16 protein-coding genes and 1 tRNA gene are annotated in these 21,102 nt (G+C 34.2%); 7 read left to right on the plus strand and 10 right to left on the minus strand.

Annotated features, from left to right (window positions below):
* Positions 1-33 precede the first annotated feature (33 nt).
* A complete protein-coding gene (locus LU301_RS03345) occupies positions 34-1,146 on the minus strand; it encodes a D-alanyl-D-alanine carboxypeptidase family protein (protein WP_370692235.1) in 1,113 nt (370 codons plus the stop codon).
* 462 nt (positions 1,147-1,608) lie between these two features.
* Between LU301_RS03345 and LU301_RS03350 the strand changes: the two genes are divergently transcribed.
* The 3 genes from LU301_RS03350 (at position 1,609) to lpdA (ending at position 7,286) form a co-directional block, all read left to right on the plus strand.
* Entirely contained in the window at positions 1,609-4,395 is a 2,787-nt protein-coding gene (locus tag LU301_RS03350; protein ID WP_305272519.1) for a 2-oxoglutarate dehydrogenase E1 component, read from the plus strand.
* A 92-nt stretch (positions 4,396-4,487) separates the two neighbouring features.
* On the plus strand, positions 4,488-5,684 hold the full coding sequence (gene odhB, locus LU301_RS03355) for a 2-oxoglutarate dehydrogenase complex dihydrolipoyllysine-residue succinyltransferase (protein WP_305272521.1): 1,197 nt from the start codon (positions 4,488-4,490) through the stop codon (positions 5,682-5,684).
* A gap of 165 nt (positions 5,685-5,849) precedes the next feature.
* A complete protein-coding gene (gene lpdA, locus LU301_RS03360; RefSeq protein WP_305272523.1) occupies positions 5,850-7,286 on the plus strand; it encodes a dihydrolipoyl dehydrogenase in 1,437 nt (478 codons plus the stop codon).
* A gap of 208 nt (positions 7,287-7,494) precedes the next feature.
* On the opposite strand, the gene nth is transcribed toward lpdA, so the two are convergent.
* The 3 genes from nth to LU301_RS03375 all read right to left on the minus strand — a co-directional run bounded on the left by nth (position 7,495) and on the right by LU301_RS03375 (position 10,225).
* Entirely contained in the window at positions 7,495-8,166 is a 672-nt protein-coding gene (gene nth, locus LU301_RS03365; protein WP_370692220.1) for an endonuclease III, read from the minus strand.
* A 4-nt stretch (positions 8,167-8,170) separates the two neighbouring features.
* Positions 8,171-8,968, minus strand: a complete 798-nt coding sequence (locus LU301_RS03370; protein WP_305272525.1) for an RnfABCDGE type electron transport complex subunit B — start codon at positions 8,966-8,968, stop codon at positions 8,171-8,173.
* Between the two features lie 105 nt (positions 8,969-9,073).
* Positions 9,074-10,225 carry a transglycosylase SLT domain-containing protein gene (locus LU301_RS03375; protein WP_305272527.1) on the minus strand — a complete coding sequence of 384 codons (1,152 nt, stop codon included), beginning with the start codon at positions 10,223-10,225 and terminating at the stop codon, positions 9,074-9,076.
* Positions 10,226-10,708: 483 nt separating this feature from the next.
* Between LU301_RS03375 and greB the strand changes: the two genes are divergently transcribed.
* Both greB and ychF read left to right on the plus strand, forming a co-directional pair.
* Positions 10,709-11,185: a transcription elongation factor GreB gene (gene greB, locus LU301_RS03380; protein ID WP_305272530.1), complete on the plus strand. Its 477-nt coding sequence runs from the start codon at positions 10,709-10,711 to the stop codon at positions 11,183-11,185.
* Positions 11,186-11,261: 76 nt separating this feature from the next.
* On the plus strand, positions 11,262-12,353 hold the full coding sequence (gene ychF / locus LU301_RS03385) for a redox-regulated ATPase YchF (protein WP_305272532.1): 1,092 nt from the start codon (positions 11,262-11,264) through the stop codon (positions 12,351-12,353).
* Between the two features lie 113 nt (positions 12,354-12,466).
* On the opposite strand, the gene LU301_RS03390 is transcribed toward ychF, so the two are convergent.
* Both LU301_RS03390 and hemW read right to left on the minus strand, forming a co-directional pair.
* Positions 12,467-12,556: transfer RNA gene (locus tag LU301_RS03390), tRNA-Ser, on the minus strand.
* A gap of 98 nt (positions 12,557-12,654) precedes the next feature.
* A complete protein-coding gene (gene hemW / locus LU301_RS03395) occupies positions 12,655-13,827 on the minus strand; it encodes a radical SAM family heme chaperone HemW (RefSeq protein ID WP_305272534.1) in 1,173 nt (390 codons plus the stop codon).
* 274 nt (positions 13,828-14,101) lie between these two features.
* On the opposite strand from hemW, the gene LU301_RS03400 reads away from it, so the two are divergent.
* Positions 14,102-14,722, plus strand: coding sequence for a biliverdin-producing heme oxygenase (locus LU301_RS03400; RefSeq protein ID WP_305272536.1), 621 nt, complete (start codon positions 14,102-14,104; stop codon positions 14,720-14,722).
* A 79-nt stretch (positions 14,723-14,801) separates the two neighbouring features.
* Here LU301_RS03400 and LU301_RS03405 read toward each other — a convergent pair whose 3' ends face one another.
* The 4 genes from LU301_RS03405 to LU301_RS03420 all read right to left on the minus strand — a co-directional run bounded on the left by LU301_RS03405 (position 14,802) and on the right by LU301_RS03420 (position 19,929).
* Positions 14,802-16,679, minus strand: a complete 1,878-nt coding sequence (locus LU301_RS03405; RefSeq protein WP_305272538.1) for a TonB-dependent receptor domain-containing protein — start codon at positions 16,677-16,679, stop codon at positions 14,802-14,804.
* A gap of 203 nt (positions 16,680-16,882) precedes the next feature.
* Complete coding sequence (locus LU301_RS03410) at positions 16,883-17,623, minus strand: phosphoesterase (RefSeq protein ID WP_305272540.1); 741 nt, start codon at positions 17,621-17,623, stop codon at positions 16,883-16,885.
* A 12-nt stretch (positions 17,624-17,635) separates the two neighbouring features.
* Positions 17,636-18,451 (minus strand): hypothetical protein, encoded by an 816-nt coding sequence (locus LU301_RS03415; protein WP_305272542.1) that lies wholly within the window; start codon positions 18,449-18,451, stop codon positions 17,636-17,638.
* Positions 18,451-19,929 carry an RNA ligase gene (locus tag LU301_RS03420; RefSeq protein ID WP_305272544.1) on the minus strand — a complete coding sequence of 493 codons (1,479 nt, stop codon included), beginning with the start codon at positions 19,927-19,929 and terminating at the stop codon, positions 18,451-18,453. Before LU301_RS03420 ends, LU301_RS03415 begins: the two co-directional genes overlap by 1 nt.
* Positions 19,930-20,417: 488 nt before the next feature.
* Here LU301_RS03420 and LU301_RS03425 point away from each other — a divergent pair, with 488 nt between their 5' ends.
* The gene (locus LU301_RS03425) at positions 20,418-21,056 is read left to right on the plus strand and encodes a phosphoribosylanthranilate isomerase (protein WP_305272546.1); all 639 of its coding nucleotides are present in this window, start codon (positions 20,418-20,420) and stop codon (positions 21,054-21,056) included.
* Positions 21,057-21,102 lie beyond the last annotated feature (46 nt).

The following is a 21,102-nucleotide window of genomic DNA, read 5'->3' on the forward strand; positions in this document are numbered from 1 at the left end:
GCCTATTATATAAAGTAGGGAAGTAATAAAAAATTAGAATAAATTAGTGAAAAATTGTTTAATATGGTCAATTAAACGTGATAAAAAACCTGCTTCTTCAACGGCTTCTAAGGCGACTAAAGGTTTTTCCGCAACTACTTGGTCATCGACACTGGTAATAAGTTTCCCTAAAATTTGACCTTCTTGAATAGGGGCTTTAATATCTGCTTGAATTGCAATTTTTGTGCTAACGATAGGTTTTTCACCTTTAGGCACAACGATACTAAAATCGTCAACTAAACCGATTTTTACACTATTTTTAGTACCAAACCAAACTTGTGGTGTTTGTAAAATTTCTTTACCTGATTTTACATGAATATTTTCAAAGTTTTGGTAACCCCAATTAAGTAATTCACGTGTTTGACGTGTACGTTCTGCTTCACTATATGCACCAAAAATTACAGAAATCAAACGCATACCGCCACGTTTACTTGATGTGGCTAGACAGTAACCTGCTTCGGCAGTATGTCCTGTTTTAAGACCATCAACGCTCGGGTCGGTAAATAAGAGTGTATTGCGGTTATTCTGTTTAATATTGTTATAAGTAAATTCCTTTTGTGCATATAAAGGATAATATTTGGGATTATCAGCAATAATATGTTGTGCTAAAATCGCCATATCTTTAGCAGTTGAATAATGATTTTGTGCAGGCATACCAGTTGAATTAACAAAATTGGTATTATTCATGCCCAAACGTTTTGCTTCTTGATTCATCAAGTGGGAAAATGTACCTTCATTACCAGAAATATGTTCTGCCATAGCTTTTGAGGCATCATTGCCTGATTGAATGATAATACCTTTTAGCATATCTAGGACAGTGGCCGTACCATCTAAAGGAACAAACATACATGATTCAGCACTGCTACCTCGACACCAAGCAGTTTCATTCATACGAACTTTTTCATCTTCAGTTAGTTCACCATTTTGTAATTTTTGCTCAATGATATAACTGGTCATCATTTTAGTCATTGATGCTGGAGGTAAACGTAAATCTTCATTACTACTTGCTAAAATTTTCCCTGTTTCATAGTCCATTAAAACATATGATTTATTATTCAATTGTGGTGCATTAGGGATAATTGTGGCAGAAATAGCCATTGGAATCATCGCTATTTGAGCAATTGCAAGCGTAACAATTGCAAACGTCTGACGTATCATGAAAATATTCCAAATAAAATAACTAAAAAGATACGTTATATTTTAACTAAAAAAGGTATTTAAGTGGAAGTAAACATACAAAAAAAATCATTTTAAGTGGAAATGATAAATTCATCACATGAATTTGTAAAAAATAGTGGTTTATAACCAACGTTATTATAAATAAGATGATAAAAATAAAAACGTTGATATATAATTGACTTATTTGACAGCCTATCGTATAAAATATAGCAAAATCATTTAAAATTATTATCATTAAATGGTTTATCCCTTGCATAATATTTGTTATACTATATAAATGTGTAAATCCGTTTTTATTGTACTGATAATTATCAGACATTAAAAAACATAAATCAATGCTATACAATTATTATTGTATAGTACATTAATTGAGAAATTAGGAATATTCTAATGCAACAGTCTGCTGCTGTTTTACGTCAAGATAGCGAACTTTCCGCTGATGGTGCTGCATATATTGAAGATTTATATGAACAGTATTTAATCTCTCCATCATCTGTGTCTGATGAATGGCGTACATATTTTGATAAATATCCAAAAGGTGATCAAACACATAGCGATGTGCGTGAGCAATTTTTACAATTGGGTCGTCAGACAGCACGTGTGGTGGTTGCTGGTGCTTCATCTCCAGAGCAAATTCAGGCTCAGGTGGGAGTTGTGCGTTTAATTGAAGCATACCGTACCTATGGTCATAAGCAAGCAAAATTAGACCCTTTAGGTTTACAGCAACGTTCTGAAGTAGCACAATTAAAATTGGAATATTATGGTTTATCAAAATCTGATTTAGATAAAACGTTCCATGTTGAATTTGCTGGTAAAACATCAGCGACATTAAAAGAAATTATTGATGTTTTACAAGCAACTTATTGTAATACTATTGGTGCTGAATATGTCTATACACAGCCTGAAGAAGCCAAATGGTTACAACAGCGTTTAGAAACAGCTCAAGGTAAATTTAATTTTTCTGCTGACGATAAGAAAAAATTATTAAGCGGTTTGACTGCTGCTGAAGGTTTGGAAAAATACCTTGCAAATAAATATGTTGGTGTGAAACGCTTTGGTTTAGAAGGTGGTGAATCTTATATTCCAATGGTACAACAATTGATTCAATCTGCGGGTGAATCAGGTGTGAAAGAAGTGATTATTGGTATGGCTCACCGTGGTCGTCTCAATACGCTTGTCAATGTGATGGGTAAGAAGTCTCAAGATTTATTTGATGAGTTTGATGGTAAATACAAACCATACAAAGGCTCAAGCGATGTAAAATATCACATGGGTTTCTCTAGTGATGTGAATGTTGCAGGGAATAGTGTGCATTTAGCATTGGCATATAATCCATCGCATTTAGAAATCGTTGCTCCTGTGGTTGAGGGTTCAGTGCGTGCGAGAAAAGACCGTCATGGTGGTAATGTATTACCAATTATTGTACATGGTGATGCAGCATTGGCAGGTCAAGGTGTAAACCAAGAGACTTTTCAAATGTCGCAAACACGTGGTTATGGTGTAGGTGGTTCAATTCATATCGCTATTAATAACCAAGTTGGTTTTACAACATCGAATCCATTAGATGCACGTTCAACCGAATACTGTACTGATGTTGCAAAAATGATTTCTGCACCAGTATTTCATGTTAATGGTGATGACCCTGAGGCAGTTATTTTTGTAACTAAGTTAGCACATGATTATCGTCATACTTTCGGTAAAGATGTATTTATCGATTTAGTATGTTATCGCCGTCGTGGTCATAATGAAGCTGATGAGCCAATGGCAACCCAGCCAGTGATGTATCAAGTGATTCGTAAGCATCCAACAACTTGTACAATTTATGCTGATAAATTGGTTGCTGAAGGTGTATTGAGCAAAGCTGAAGCTAATCAAATGGCGGAAGATTATCGCCAACAATTAGAGCGTGGAGAATTTGTTGCACCAAACTTAATTCATCATGATACTAAACCTACACATGATTGGGATGCTTATATTGATCAGCCTTATACAGATGTGTGTGATACAACCTATAGTATTGAAAAATTAAAAGCATTAGGTCGTAAAATGGCTGAATTGCCAGAAGGTTTTAAAGTTCAACCACAGGTTGCAAAAGTATTAGCTGACCGCTTAGCACAGCAAACTGGTGAAGCACCATTAAACTGGGGGGCAGCAGAGACTTTAGCTTATGCAACATTATTGGCTGAAGGTCGTCAAATCCGTATTTCTGGTGAAGATGTGGGTCGTGGTACATTCTCACACCGTCATATTAAATTACATGAGCAAGTGACTGGTCAAACCTATTTACCATTATGTAATCTTGCCGAAAATCAACCAATGTTTGAAGCGTGGGATTCTTTATTATCTGAAGAGGCTGCGTTGGCATTTGAATACGGTTACTCAACAAATGCACCAAAAGGTTTAACTATTTGGGAAGCACAGTTTGGTGATTTCGTAAATGGTGCTCAAATGGTGATTGACCAATTTATTTGTTCTGGTGAAACTAAATGGGAGCAGTTAAGTGGTTTAACCATGTTGTTGCCACATGGTTTCGAAGGTCAAGGTCCTGAGCATTCATCAGCACGTTTAGAGCGTTTCTTACAATTATGTGCTGAAGAAAATATGCAAGTGATGACACCAACGACACCTGCACAGATTTATCATGCTTTACGCCGTCAAGTATTACGCAATGTGCGTAAGCCAATGATAATTATGTCGCCTAAGTCATTGTTACGTCATAAATTAGCTACTTCTGATTTAGATGAATTAGCGAATGGTTCATTCCAAACAGTAATTAATGAAATCGATAGCATTAATAAAGATGAAGTAACACGTTTAGTTATTTGTGGTGGTAAAGTTTACTATGACTTGCTTGAAAAACGCCGTGCTGAGAATCTAAATCATATTGCGATTGTGCGTATTGAGCAGTTGTATCCATATCCAGCAGATGTAGTGGCTGAGATTGTAGCTGAATATCCAAATGTAACTGAACTTGTTTGGGCTCAAGAAGAACCTAAAAACCAAGGTGCTTGGTTCTTTGTAATGCCGCATCTATATGAATTGATTGCTGCTAATGAAAAAATTAAGACTGTTCAGTATGCAGGTCGTGAGGCAGCAGCAGCACCAGCATGCGGCTCAGCGTCTAAGCACGCTAAACAACAAGCACAATTAGTGAATGACGCTTTAGGCATTCAATAATCGTAGTTAAAAATCTGTTGGATACGTTTATTCAACAGATTTTCATTGGAATATAAAATAGTATAACGCCTTATTTATAGAGAGAACTCGACATGGCAACAGAAATTAAAGCTCCCGTATTTCCAGAGTCAGTAGCAGATGGTACGATTGCAACTTGGCACAAAAAAGTAGGTGAACCTGTTTCACGTGATGAAGTAATTTGTGATATCGAAACAGATAAAGTCGTTTTAGAAGTGGTTGCACCTGCTGATGGTGTAATTGCATCTATTAGTAAAAATGAAGGCGATACAGTTCTTTCTGCTGAAGTGATTGCTCAATTTGAAGAAGGTGCGGCGGGTACCACAGCACCAGTAGCTGAAGCACCACAAGCAGCTGCTCCTGAAGCAGTAACAGCACCAGTAGCAGCCTCAACAGTAACTCCAGTTCAAGACCAAGCACCAGCGGTGCGTAAGGCATTAGCTGAAACAGGTATTAATCCAGCTGATGTAAATGGTACAGGTCGTGGTGGTCGTATTACAAAAGAAGATGTTGCAAATCATCAAGGAAAACCTGCGACTACAAGTGTTGCACCAGCTCCATTAGTAGGTGAGCGTATTGAACAGCGTGTACCAATGACTCGTTTACGTAAGCGTATTGCTGAGCGTTTATTATCTGCGACACAAGAAACTGCAATGCTTACTACATTTAATGAAGTAAATATGAAGCCAATCATGGATATGCGTAAGCAATATAAAGATGCTTTTGAAAAGCGTCATGGTGCTCGTTTAGGCTTTATGTCATTCTTTGTTAAAGCAGCAACAGAAGCATTAAAACGTTATCCAGCAGTAAATGCATCTATCGATGGTGATGATATTATTTATCATGGTTACTATGATATTGGTGTAGCCGTATCTTCTGATCGTGGTTTAGTGGTACCAGTATTGCGTGATACTGACCGTATGAACTATGCTGATGTTGAAAATGGCATTGCAGCTTATGCGGCTAAAGCACGTGAAGGTAAATTATCGATTGAAGAAATGTCAGGTGGTACATTTACTATTACTAATGGTGGTACATTCGGTTCATTATTATCAACACCGATTTTAAACCAACCACAGACTGCAATCTTAGGTATGCACAAAATCCAAGAGCGTCCAATGGCGGTTGATGGTCAAGTGGTCATTTTACCAATGATGTATTTAGCATTATCTTATGACCATCGTTTAATCGATGGTAAAGAAGCAGTTGGTTTCTTAGTAACAATCAAAGAATTACTTGAAGAACCAGCAAAACTCATTCTTGATTTATAATTGATATTATACAGTTAAGTATGATGTATAAACATTTGTGGATAAATTTTAATTTATCTACATATTGATATAAGCCGTTTTCATGATAATTCTGTCATGAAACGGCTTTTTATATAAAATTTTTAAGTATATCTAGTGTAATATCACTAAATTGGAGTATAAAAAATGTCTGAATATGATTTAGTTGTCATTGGTGGTGGACCAGGTGGTTATGAAGCAGCGATTCGTGCGGCTCAACTTGGTTTTAAAGTAGCGTGTATTGAAAAACGTATCCACAAAGGGAAACCATCTTTAGGTGGGACTTGTTTAAATGTGGGTTGTATTCCATCAAAAGCATTATTAGATTCTTCTCACCGCTATGAAGCAACTCAACATGAACTTGCTGAACATGGTATTACAACAGGTGAAGTGAAGTTAGATTTAGCAACTTTATTGGCTCGTAAAGATAAAGTAGTTGATGGTTTAACGGCTGGTGTTGCGGGTCTATTAAAAGGCAATGGTATTGATTGGTTACAAGGTACTGGTAAATTATTAGCAGGCAAAAAAGTTGAATTTGTTGCTCACTCTGGTCAAGTACAAGTGTTTGCACCAAAATATGTGATTTTAGCTTCTGGTTCTGTACCTGTGAATATCCCAGTTGCACCAGTAGATAATGAGCAGGGCTTAATTGTTGATTCAACAGGTGCATTAGAATTCTCTGAAGTGCCAAAACGTTTAGGTGTTATTGGTGCTGGTGTTATCGGTTTAGAATTAGGTTCTGTATGGCGTCGTTTAGGTGCAGAAGTTGTTGTATTTGAAGCAATGGATAATTTCTTAGCGATTGCGGATAAAGAATTATCTAAAGAATATCAAAAAATCTTAACTAAACAAGGTTTAGATATTCAAGTTGGTGCTAAAGTTTCTGGTACTGAAATCAACGGTCAAGAAGTGACTGTTAAATATACACAAAATGGCGAAGAAAAAGCACAAACTTTTGATAAAGTGATTGTTTGTGTGGGGCGTAAAGCATATGCAGAAGGTTTGTTAGCTGAAGACAGTGGTATTAAATTAACTGAGCGTGGTTTAGTTGAAGTCAATGATCAATGCTTAACATCTGTTGAAGGTGTTTATGCGATTGGTGACCTAGTGCGTGGTCCAATGCTTGCACATAAAGCGATGGAAGAAGGTGTGATGGCGGTTGAACGTATTCACGGTCATGCAGCCCAAGTGAATTATGATACTATTATCAGCGTAATTTATACACATCCTGAAGCAGCTTGGGTTGGTTTAACTGAAGAGCAAGCGAAAGAAAAAGGTTATGAAGTTAAAGCTGGTAAGTTTGGTTTTGCGGCAAATGGACGTGCTTTAGCAGCTGCAGATAATCAAGGTTTTGTTAAATTTGTTGCTGATACAAAAACTGACCGTTTATTAGGTATGCATGTTGTTGGTCCTAATGCTTCTGATTTGGTACATCAAGGTATGATTGCACTTGAATTTGTATCTTCAGTAGAAGATTTACAATTAATGACATTTGGTCATCCAACATTCTCTGAAGTGGTACATGAAGCGGCTTTAGCAGTGGATAATCGTGCGATTCATGCAATTAACCGTAAGAAGAAATAATCATTAGTTTAATCAAATGATTTGAAAATAGCTAAGTTTAATACTTAGCTATTTTTTATTGCTGAATAAAAGGGAATGATACAAAAAATTACATTAAAATATGTGATGTATTTAACATTTTATATTATAATGTGCTTATTAAATCAAATAATATAAATTTAGTTTTATTACGCAATGATTACCCCATCATTGCGTATTTTTTTGCTTATTAATTTAAATAACTGTCTTTATCAACCCAATGGCATACATGGCTGACTATACATTCTTTACATTTGGGATTACGAGCGGTACAACAATAGCGACCATGTAAAATCAGCCAATGATGAGCATCTAAAATAAATTCTTTAGGAATAGTTTTGAGTAGTTTTTTTTCAACTTCTAACACATTCTTGCCTATTGCTAAACCTGTACGATTACCTAAACGGAAAATATGTGTATCAACTGCCATCGCCACTTGTCCAAAAGCTGTATTTAAAACGACATTGGCAGTTTTACGTCCCACACCAGGTAAGGCTTCTAAAGCTTCACGTGTTTGTGGAACTTCGCCTTGATATTTTTCAATCAAGATTTGGCATGTTTTGATGACATTTTCTGCTTTAGCGTTAAATAAACCAATGGTTTTGATATATTCTTTTAAGCCATCAACACCTAAATCATAAATTTGTTGTGCTGTATTAGCAACAGGGAATAATTTATCTGTAGCTTTATTCACGCTTTTATCTGTTGCTTGAGCAGATAACATTACAGCGATTAGCAATTCAAAAGGCGATGAATAATTCAGCTCCGTTTCAGGTTTTGGGCGTTGTTCTCGTAATAATTCAAAAAATGTAATGACTTCTTTTTTAGTCATTGCTTTACGAGCTTTGGGTTGTTCACTCATATTCTTATCCTAATAATTGTGCTAATTGTTGCTCTAATTCAATCAGTTGTGTTTGTTTCTGTGCATCGGCACGTACACTTAATTGCTTTTGTAATTTTTTAATTTGCGTACGGATTTTTGCCATTTCAATAGTATTTTTACTATCATAAATTAAATGCTGATTATGACTTTGCTCAACATTTTGAATTTGTGGAACATTTTGCAGATATTGAGAAAATTCAATAAATAAAGCTGTATTAATTTCAGCACGCACAATAGGATTGTTATGATTTAATTTACGTTGTTGTTCACGTTGAATATGTGCATAATAACGCTGACGTAAGCTATTTTGCTCGGTAATACGTTGTGTTTCATTGGGTAAAGGTTGAGTATCTTCCACTAAGTCAATACAATCAACAGGGCAAGGTGGAATACATAATTCACAACCTGTACATAAATCACTTAGGATACTGTGCATGAGTTTTCCACTGCCAATAATTGCATCAACAGGGCAAGCATTGATACATTTAGTGCAACCAATACATTCATCTTCACGAATAATCGCTTTCATACGTTGTGGGCGACCATCAGCTTGAATTTGCCAAACACTTGGTTCTGCACTTAAAGGTTCACGTTTTAATAAATGAGCTAATGCATCAGCTACAGGCTGTCCACCAGGTACACATTTATTGGCAGGTTCACCTTGTGCAATGGCTTGAGCATAGGGTAGGCAACCATCACGATGACCGCATAAACCACATTGAGTTTGTGGAAGTAGAGCATCAATTTGCTGAATAAGTGAAAAATTGCTTGTTGGCATCATATTATTATTGAATAGTGTTTTAAGGGTAATGTATTTTAACAGAATTTTATAGTTAAAACAAAAAGCCGATTATGATAAATATAATCGGCTTTTGTAATATGGCTTTTATACGCGTGGTAATTGCTCTGCTTTGAGATGCTCTAAGAAGGTACGAACACGTGTTACATAGTGTATGGCTTGTACATAACGACTATTTTCTGCACTATTACGTTGTAAATAGTCAAATAGATTGACAAAATCATTTGGATTTTTGCCTTGAGTTTCAATTTCATTTTGGATACGTTTAACCGCACCCGGTCCCATATTATATGCGACTAAAGCAAACCATGTACGGTCTGGATTGGGAATATGCTGATAGGAGTCAAGCAGACGGTCAAAATATTTGGCACCACCTTGTATACTTTGTAATGGGTCTTCACGATTTTCAATGCCCATTTCTTTTGCGGTGCTATTTGTCAGCATCATCAAGCCTTTAACACCTGTAGGTGAAACTGAATCGGCTTTGAGTAAAGATTCTTGATAACCCATTGCTGCTAATAAATGCCAATCTAAATCATATTGTTTAGCATTGGCTTTAAAATCAGCTTTATACATTGGTAAACGGTCATTTAAATCACGTTTAACAAAGAACCAATCATCATCATTCACAATATAACGACTATAAAATGAAGCTAATTGTTGCATGGTACCATTTTGTTTATGATTACATGCAAATTGTTGTGCTTTTTGGGTCAGTGTTTCTTGTTGTGATTTAAATGTCCATTGTAATTGTTCATCTAAACCATTTTGGCTTAAACTATGTATATCACCACAAGCCAGTGATATAGCATTGAGTTTATGAGAGATTAATTGTTTTTCATTTGCACTGGTAATTGCAAAATCAGCTTTACCGAGTTTGACCCATTCTAAAGCAGTTTCATCATCAGTTACGGTTTCAAATTTGAGTTCAACATTCAGTTCATTGGCATAAAGACGAGTTAAATCATAACCAAAACCATGCATGATATTATCACCATCTTTAAAATAGGCACTTGGATTTGGACTTGCTACAACAGTCATATATTTTTGATTGATGACACGATTATAGTCAGTAGAACTCATTGCAGTTGGCGTTGAGCCATTATAATTCAAATTGTAAAAAGCATAGCAAGTTGATGCTGAGATTGCTGAAATTGCGACAAGCTTAACGAGCCATGATGTTAAAAAAACTTTCAGTCTTGGTGTACTTTGTTGGGTTTGGTTGGTTAAATTTTGCATGTTGGTTCTCCTACAACTGTATATACTTTTTAAATCATTGGCTAAACCTAGAATTAAAACATACAGTGCTGAGTCATGCGTCAATTTTAGCAACGGTAAACCTTTGTGGTTCCATTAAATTGTTGTCAAAATTGAACGGTTATTCGGACCTTAGTGATGTTTTATCTTTTTAATTATACATACTTAACCAAAATGTATAACGATAAAAAATATACAAATTATTGTTTTATATTAAAAAATAATAATAAAACAAGAATATTGAATATACATCATCAAGGCTTAAATTGTAAAAACTTGACCTTAATATGAGCATGATATATCTGATTGCTCAACTTGTCAAATATTCTACTGTAAAAAATACATTTATAAATGGCAGAATTTATCATGTTTTTGAAATATTTTGTAATATTTTTTGAATAGTTGAAAACTGTTGTAAACTCAGATATGATAGAAAATTATGTTTGTAAATGAGAAATATATCACATGAAATCGCCATTAATTACAAGGCAAGGGCATGATTTACTGGTTGAAGAACTCAATGATTTATGGCGTAATCAACGACCTGAAATTACGCAAAAGGTGAATTGGGCAGCAAGTTTGGGTGATCGTAGTGAAAATGCTGATTATCAATATAATAAGCAATTATTACGAAAAATCGACCGCCGTGTACGTTATTTAGGCAAACGTTTAGAAGAAGTTCGTATTGTGGATTATTCGCCAGAGCAAGAGGGAAAGGTATATTTTGGGGCTTGGGTGGAAATTGAAAATGAGCAAGGTGAGCAAAAACGCTTACGTATTGTTGGTGTTGATGAAATTTATGGACATCACCCCGATTATATTTCTATTGAAGCACCAATGGCACAAGCATTATTAGGTAAATCTGTTGATGATGAAGCAGAAGTCAGTACGCCATTAGGTAAAGTGCTATGGTATATCAATCACATTGAATATGAGAAATAATTGATATTATCCTATCTATTAACCTTAAATTACGTTAAAATAATCATTTTAATTTATAAAAATAGTGAGACATTTCATGGGTTTTAACTGTGGTATCGTGGGTTTGCCAAATGTTGGTAAATCAACTTTATTTAATGCTTTAACGAAAGCTGCGATTGCAGCGGAAAATTTTCCATTTTGTACTATTGAACCAAATACAGGTATTGTTCCTGTACCAGATGCACGTTTAAATAAATTAGCGGAAATTGTTAAACCGCAACGTATTTTACCAACGACCATGGAATTTGTAGATATTGCAGGTTTAGTAGCAGGTGCATCAAAAGGAGAAGGTTTGGGTAACCAATTTTTAGCGAATATTCGTGAAACCGATGCGATTGCTCATGTGGTACGTTGTTTTGAAGATGAAAATGTAATTCATGTGAATGGGAAAATTGACCCATTAGATGATATTGCAACTATTAATACAGAATTAGCTTTAGCAGATTTAGAAACAGTATCGAAAGCGATTACCCGATTAACGAAAGTGGCAAAAGGCGGTGATAAAGATGCAATTGCAACAAAAACTGCTTTAGAAAAATTACAGCCTTTATTAGATGAAGGTCGTCCAGCTCGTGCAGCAGATTTATCTGATGATGAACGTAAATTATTACGTGGTTTTGGTTTATTAACCTTAAAGCCAACGATGTATATTGCCAATGTTGCTGAAGATGGCTTTGATAATAATCCACATTTGGATGCTGTTAAAAAATTAGCTGAAGCTGAAAATGCAGTCGTTGTGCCATTATGTAACCAAATTGAAGCAGAAATCTCATTATTAGAAGATGATGAGCGTGCTGAATTTTTAGAAGCAATGGGTATGGAAGAACCAGGTTTAAACCGTGTGATTCGTGCGGGTTATGCATTATTAGGTTTACAAACTTACTTTACTGCAGGTGTGCAAGAAGTGCGTGCATGGACGGTAAAAGTCGGAGCAACAGCACCACAAGCAGCAGGTGTGATTCATACTGATTTTGAAAAAGGTTTTATTCGTGCTGAAGTGGTAGCATATGATGATTTTATTCAATATAATGGTGAAAATGGTGCGAAAGAAGCAGGAAAATGGCGTTTAGAAGGTAAAACTTACGTTGTACAAGATGGCGATGTCATGCATTTCCGTTTTAATGTTTAATTAAATTAGTCTGCGAGAATGTGGATAAGATAAAAAATTATCCACATTTTTTATGTTTATTATTTATGGAAATAAAAAAATCCTCTATCATGAAGATAAAGGATTTTCAAATTTGGCGGAAGCGGTGAGATTCGAACTCACGGAGGGCGTGAACCCTCGTCGGTTTTCAAGACCGGTGCATTAAACCACTCTGCCACGCTTCCATAGGGTGCTATTATAGCGAAAAAAATAAGAAATACAAGTTATATCAATGATAATTTAAATTATTTGTTTAAAAATAAGTCATTTATTACTTTGTAAATTATTCGCTTAAAAAATATTGTAACACATCATTTAAATATTGATGACCTAAGGTACTACATTGGATTTTATTGTCATCTATAATAACTAAATATTTTTGTCTGAGCTTATCAAGTGTGGGTTGAATAACCGCAATATCTAAACCTGTACGTTGGCTAAAATATTCTAGTGGCACTGGATAATGTAAACGTAAGGCATTCATCATAAACTCAAAAGCTAAATCTTGTGCTAAAATCTGTTGAAATTGTAGATTTTCAGCAGGTTGTTTAGCAAGATAATCTTTAGGTAAACGGGTTTTTTGATAGCGATAAATACCATCATTTTGGGTGATTTTACCGTGAGCTCCTGCACCAATGGCTAAATAATCACCAAATTGCCAATAATTTAGATTATGGCTTGATGGTAATTCTTTACGCCAAGCAGAAATTTCATATTGTACAAAACCATGTTGTTTTAATAATTGTTCACCTGCTTGTTGAATATCGGCTAAGGTATCATCAGGCGGTAAAATTGGCTGAGTACGATAAAAAACGGTATTTGGTTCAATAGTCAATTGATACCATGAAATATGTGTTACACCTGCATCAATCGCTGTTTTTAAATCATTTAATGCTTGCTCTTGTGTTTGATTGGGTAAACCGTGCATTAAATCTACATTAATACGCTGAAAACCTGCTTGTTTAGCGTGTTGAATGGCATTTAAGGCACTGTCTGCAGAATGAATGCGTCCTAATTGTTTTAAATGTTCATCATTAAAACTTTGCACGCCCAATGAAATACGGTTAATCCCTGCTTCTAAATAGAATAAAAATGGGTCATGTTCAATACTGGCTGGATTTGCTTCTAAGGTAATTTCAATATTGGGATTTTGTGTATAAAAATCTTGAAATGGCGTTATTTTTTGGATTTTGTTAAATAAACGTTGATAATGCTCTGCACTTATCAATGATGGCGTTCCTCCACCAATAAAAATACTATGAATAGGACGTTGTTGTAATAAATCTGTTTGTGATTGAAAATCTTTCCACAATGCCTGCATATAATTCTGTGCCAAGTCAAACTCTAACACACCATTTGGCACGGCGTGAGAATTGAAATCGCAATAAGGACATTTTTTGATACACCAAGGTACGTGAATATAGAGTGATTGTGGAATGGATTGTGGATTCAACATATTTAAAAACTTATCAATGATTTAGAAATATTTTAACATAGATAAAAGATGAGAGTGGAATAATCGTTTGATTGTTTTTTATTTGTTATAAACTAATATAATTGATATTTATTTTCACTTGATAGTCATTTGTAAATTATGCTATATTATTTATCTGATATTTGAATGAGACTATTCATTATAACCGATAATCATCAATCTTATCATATACATGATGTAGATTGTGGGGTTGATAAGTTTTTTATCAGTATATTTTTATTCTAGGGTAAACATCATGACACAAGAAACATTAACTTTTGCTCAACGTTTAAAAACAGAAACTCGCACTACACATGATAGTGTTGATAATTTGGTAATGTCAGTTGAGCCATTTAAAAATAATGAAAATTATGCAAAATTTTTGCAATTACAATCAGTTTTCCATAAAATCGTTGATGATATTTATAAAGATCCAAACTTAAATGAAAAAATTCCAGAATTGGAATATATGGCTCGTTATGATGCTGTACTGAAAGATTTACAGGACTTAAATAGTCAAGTGTATGCATATCAAGGGCAGTTACCAACTCCACAGGGCAATAAAGCGATTGGTTGGTTATATTGTGCTGAGGGTTCAAATTTAGGAGCGGCATTTTTATATAAAGATGCTAAAGAAAAATTGAATTTTAATGCTGATATTGGGGCAACACATTTAGCACCGCACCCAGATGGTCGTGGTAAGCATTGGCGTGAATTTGTGGTTTATTTAAATAATTTAGGTTTAGATAAATCAGCAGAGAATGAAGCTATTCAAGGGGCATTAGAAGCATTTGCTTTTTATAAAGTGATTTTACGTCAAATTTTTGGTTTACCTGAAGGTTATGAAACACCGAATCAAGCACCTGTTCACGATTGATATTGACTTTGTTTGCATAAAATACATAACAAAAATGGATAGTGTCAAACTATCCATTTTTTATGTTATGAGAGCATGATTATTTCATATCATAACGGAAAGTAAGCCAACCTGTACGACCATCTTGAGTGTATAGGGTTGAATTACCATAGTGTGTGTGATATGTTTTGTCAAAAGCATTTGCTAATTTTGCTTGAACGAGAAACTCTGGCAAAATACGATATGAAATACGGAAATCAGCTGTTGCAAAGCCCGATAAATAGCTTGTATTACTGACATTAATATAGCGTTTATCACTTGCATATATAGACAAACCTGTTGATAATTTATCTGTTAAGTCATAATCTGCTGAGAATTTTGCTAATTGTTTAGCGCGTAAAACAAGTTGATTATTGGTATTTGCACCAATTGTTTTATTGGTTGGGTCTTGATAAGTATAGCTTGCATTCCAAGAAAGCTTATCTAATTTTTGACCTAATGCTAGCTCAATACCTTTAATTTCAGCTTTATCAACATTACTTGGTACCCAATTACCACTACGATTTGGTGCCCAAACAATCATATTATCAATTTTGTTTTGGAAACCATTTAATTGCCAATCTAAGTTGAATAACGAACCTTTAAACCCAAGTTCATAATTTTTAGATTGTTCTGGTACAAGTGTTGGATTTTCAGAGCCTGGCCAATATAAATCATTAAAAGTTGGTGCTTTATACGCCGTTGCATAGCTAGCGTAAGCCTGAATGGTATCATTAAATTGATAACCTAAAGCGATATTACCTGTCGTTTTATTGCCAAATTGTTCATTATCATCAAGACGTACAGCCCCTTGCATATTTAAACCATTAAATTGAGCGAGGTATTGTGCATAATAACCTTTATTATCACGCTCTTTAACAGCATAGTTTGTTGTACCTGATATTTTATCTTGTTGATAATCAGCACCAATAACCACTTTTTGATTTGCAGGTAAAGTTAAGGTATTTTGAATATTAATTGTATCACGTTGTGTGTTTATGATTGAAGGGAAACCATCACGACTATCTAGTTTATCTTCTGAACGACCTACTTTGATATTTAAATCCCAAGCATTAAGTGGTTTAATGTTTGCACCAATACCATAGACATTTTGTTTGATATTACCATGTACATTTGTTGTATCTGTAGCACCCCAATCAGAATAATCATAATCATTTTTAGCATCAACCATTAACGCATGTGCATCCAGTTTTAAGCGGTCGTTAAAGCGATAGCCTGTGCGTAGAAAAGCCGATTTATTTTTATAGCCATCTTTATCAAGGTCTTGTATTTGTTGAATATTTGTAGCGTTAAACCCATCGGTAAATTCAGTTGCGATATTTAGGGTAGCCCATGCTTGATCAGAAGTTGCACTTAATCCTAAATTACCTTGATAGCTTTGGTGAGAACCAATCGTAGTTGATCCAAATGCTTTGATACCATTTGAGTCATTATTCTTGCGTGTAAAAATTTGAATTACACCACCTACAGCTTCTGAACCATAGATACCTGAACGTGCACCATTTACAACTTCAATACGTTCAATTTGAGAAATTGGGAAATGTTCAAAAGCAGTTTCTCCTAAAGTTGCAGAACCAACTTTTTGACCATCTACCAACACTAACACATGGCGGTTACTAGTGCCTCGAATAGAGATAGATGATATTTTACCAGCACCGCCTGAATTTGAGATTGCAATACTTGGTACAGAAATTAATGCTTCTAATAAAGAAGTATATTGTTTTTGCTCAATTTCTTGACGATCAATTACAATAATACTGGCTAATACATTTTTAGAAGTAGTATCTATACGGTTAGCTGTTACTACAATTGGATCTAGAGCATTAACTTCTACAGTCTCTTGAGCAAAAACTGTATTAGAAAATAGGGCTGAAGCCATTGCAACTACTAAAGTCGCAGGTTTAAATAATTTAGACATCATCATCTTCCAAACAATCATTTTCTCGTAAATGAATGGATTAAGGTAAAGTAACATGGTTGTTTTCAGACTAAAAGATATGGGGTATCTTATCACTGTTGCGGGTACAGTGTCGGACTTTCACTGACTTGCCAGCCCATGTTACAAGGCGAAACATATTATAGGGACAAACAAATTCATAGACAATGAATATCTAAAACGCATCAATTTTTGGGATTTAACCTTGTAAAATGTTCAGCAATTAAAAATGGTAATAATTGCTGATTTGCACAGATTTGTTCATCATTTTTGCTACTTTGATAATCAGTACACTGCTTTAAAACTTCTGGAATATTCAAACCATAAATTGGACTCAGCGTGGTATCGGTTTTATCACCAAAATGATGATTAGATTCAATAATATCATCTAAATAATGTTGAATATCATCAAGTGTTAAAAACCGCCCATGTAAATCAAAACCAACATTTAAAATCCGCCCTTGAATATCACTCATACGCTCATGAATATGCCCATGTAAATGATAATAACCTTTATGGCAACCGTCCCATTCTGCAATTGGATAATGAAATAAAATCAAAGTTTGTTTTTCAATCTTTAATTTTAAATAACTCTGTGCTGATGATAATAACGGTTTACCATCATGTTTTTGCGTATTCAGCAACTTATCAAGATGATTTTGGATGATGTCATCATGATTACCAAAAATTAAATGATGTTCACCATTAAGCTGACTTAAAACTTTGGTAATGCGTTTTAAATCGTGGGAAAAACTTAAATCCCCCAAATTATAAACAATATCATCAACCCCAACCGTATCATTCCATACATCAATCATATAACGGTCTAGGGTATCAATATCGCCTTGTGGGCGAGTATGTGGGCAAAATTTTGCAATATTTCGATGAGAAAAATGCAAATCTGATGTAAAAAATATTTTAGACATTCTATTTTCCTTTTATTTCCAAATTACACCTGTTAAAGCATCAAAAACACAACTAATATAATCATTTCGTTGAGCAAATTCATATTCAGCATAAAATTTATCAATATTATCACTGCTTAGATTGATAATACAATCGGTAAAATGCTGTTTATGTTTTGGATTATCCAACCATTTTTTCATGATTGATTTAAATTCTGGATAATCCTGTGCAAATGCCATATCAATTTTATAATCAACGGGTGGTAGATAATAATTATTCCAATAATCATACGCACTACTGAATATATAATTTATGGTGGATTGTGGTGTATTTAGCGTTACCCAATAATCTAAAAACGGTTGAATATTTGCACCGCCAATATAAAACATTAACAAGCAATTAAATATACCATCTTGTTGCCACTTTAAACGCTCATAAGGATAAACATTGACTAAGGCTTTTAGATATTCATAGCAAAATTTATTCCACAGAGCCATTTCTTGTGTAGTAAAACTGCCTTTTGGACAATTTCCCACACGCTGAAAATAAATTTCAGTAGAATGGTGTAAATTTTCACCTTCGGTAAATAACTCTACCATTTTAGGTAAAAAATATTTTAATTCATGCGGTCGTTCTATTGGGTCTTTTGCCGTATCATTGTAATTATACAAATGATTACGAGTTAATTCACGCAAAGGCAATGTTCGCAGTTCTAATTCAAGTTTTTCATCTACACATACGCCACAAGTACAGACATTTAAAAATCCAGTTGGTTTTGGATAATTAAATACTTGATAAAATTCATCAATGATATTTTGAAATGGATTTTCGACAACAGCATTATTCATCATAATTGTTCCAAAAATGCTTGAATATATGCAATTTTTGCTAACTCATCTAAACCATTAAAATGCTGTTTATTGGCATTGATATAATCAATCAAAGGATAATATTCTTCATCAACGTTACGCTTATTGAGTTTACTGTCTAAGTTACTATTTTGGCTACGCCCAAAAAATTTAGAAATTAAATAATAAGGTGATTTTAACTTAAATAATAACTCATCAGTTTTGGCATCAAACACCATAAAACCTTCATGTTTCACATCTTTTAACAAGGTTTTTAAATCAGCAAATGTGATATTTTTAATCGTATCTGGTCGTTTAATATTAAATTGCTGACCGATGTCATCAAGCTCACGTTCGCTAAACATTTGACCTGTTTTGACATTCACCATACCAATTAAGGTTTCGCCAAATTCTTCATTGATAATATGAATATCTTGCTCATCGGTAATTTCAAATAAAAAACTATGATTTGGATATTGTTTAAATACATCAATATATTGTTCACAATGATTTTTTGTCATCTGTGCAAAATCACTATCCAGCGAACCTGTGGTCGAATATAATACCTGATGATTAAACGATGCGTTAAAACTTGGATGTTGTGCATCTAAATCCACATAAGTACAGACACCTAAAAATCCATTGACTTTAACAACAGCCTTTACCAGATGATTATCATCAATTTTAAGTGGATATTTACTGCGTTTCGCAATACGCTCACTATAATTAAAAACCTTTTTAAATGGACGTACAATGATTTGGTTAAATTCATCAATAATTAAACCACGCATTTCCAATAAAGCATTATCAAATTTATCATCATAAAAAATATGACGAGCATATTTTAATACTGATAATTCAGGATATTTTTTACTTTGCTTTTTGATAAAATTCTTTTGAGCAAAGGTTAAATACTCTTCAGTCACAAAGGTTTGTTGTTGTTCATCAAAAGGCAATTTATTTTGACTAAAATTCTGCATTTTCTCTAATAATGCTCGAATCTCATCATCAATCGGTTTGGTTGGCTCAATATGAATTTCTTCACGCAAAGGATTATTATTTAAATTCATATAAGCCGATAATACATCAGGCAATTTCACACGATGAGTATTTTCAAAAAAATTATGCAGGCGATAAATTTCAACTATGAAATTAAACTTTCTTGCTAATTGCATTAAATGCATGCAAGTAGTATGTTTTTGATTGGTATTAGAATTGACAATCAAAATATCTTGACTTGGATTTTGTTGAGCCTGTTTTAACGCATTTTTAAATGTCGTCATATTTTGACGTTGTGCTTTATCCACACGTTCTGGCGACCAACGATAATTCCCCTGTTCATCGGTCAATAAAATATCATTTTCCAAATGAATAATTTGTGCATTTGGATATTGGTTTTTAAAATCCTGTATTTTTTGTTTGGCAAAAGTCGATTTTCCTGAGCCTTGATGTCCACGAATTAAAATAAATTTTTGCATTTCTGCTCCATCATGACGATAGGGCAATGCTCCACACTTTGCGAATATGCCCATGATTTCAACAACGTAAAATTTAGAGATAATGAAACATCAACCTAAAACACACAGTTTTAAGTTGTATCATCTAAAATTTACAATAAAACAACCATCAATATTGTGTAAAAACAATACTGAAAAGTAGGCGGGACATAGCTCAGTGGGGAAATTCTAAATCTATTTTAATGACATTTAAAATTACCATTAACGCCAATCTTTACGTTAATATTTGGATTGTAGATAAAATAAATCAAGATTGTCAATAGTTTTGATAAAACATTTTATAAATTAGTGTAAAAAATAAACAAATGATAGTTCTAAAAGTTGATATGTCGTATAGACTGTTGTAAGGGCGGAAGATTTTCCGCCCGTACACAATTAAATGCTTTAAAAATCTAAGCAAAAACTTAAAATTACAGTATAATAGAAAAAATGTTTTAGTTATAATTCTGATGAAAACTCGCACAAAAATTTGCGGTCTGACCCGCCCACAAGATATACAATCCGCTGTACAGGCTGGCGTTGATGCGATTGGTTTGGTGTTTTATCCTCCTAGTCCACGAGCAGTCAATATTGAACAAGCCATTGATTTAGTAAAGTATATTCCGCCCTATGTGCAGATTGTGGGGCTGTTTGTCAATGCCACACTCGATGAAATTGCCGATATTTGCCATCAAGTGCCAATTGATATTTTACAATTTCATGGTGATGAAAGTCCCGAACAGTGCCAAAATATTGCTCAAAAACTGAGTCGCCGTTGGTATAAAGCGATTCAAGTAAAAGATGATATGGATATTTTAAAATCGATTACTGAATATCAAAATGCAGGTGCAAGTGCGATTTTGCTTGATGCTTATCACCCTGATTTAAAAGGCGGTACAGGGCATTGTTTTGATTGGACAAGTTTTCCGAAAGCGGATATTCCTTTGATTTTGGCAGGTGGTCTCAATCCTGAAAATGTCGCTGATGCGATTGCTTTAACCCAACCATATGCTGTTGATGTTAGTGGTGGGGTTGAACAGGAAAAAGGGATTAAATGTCATGAAAAAATGCAAAGATTTATCCATAATGTCATGAAAGCAAGAGATTGAGAATGTTAAATCAAAAAATATTATTTTTATCACTATGTATGATGTC

Origin of the sequence: Moraxella sp. ZY210820, from assembly GCF_030674635.1 — a bacterium.
Classification (GTDB): domain Bacteria; phylum Pseudomonadota; class Gammaproteobacteria; order Pseudomonadales; family Moraxellaceae; genus Acinetobacter.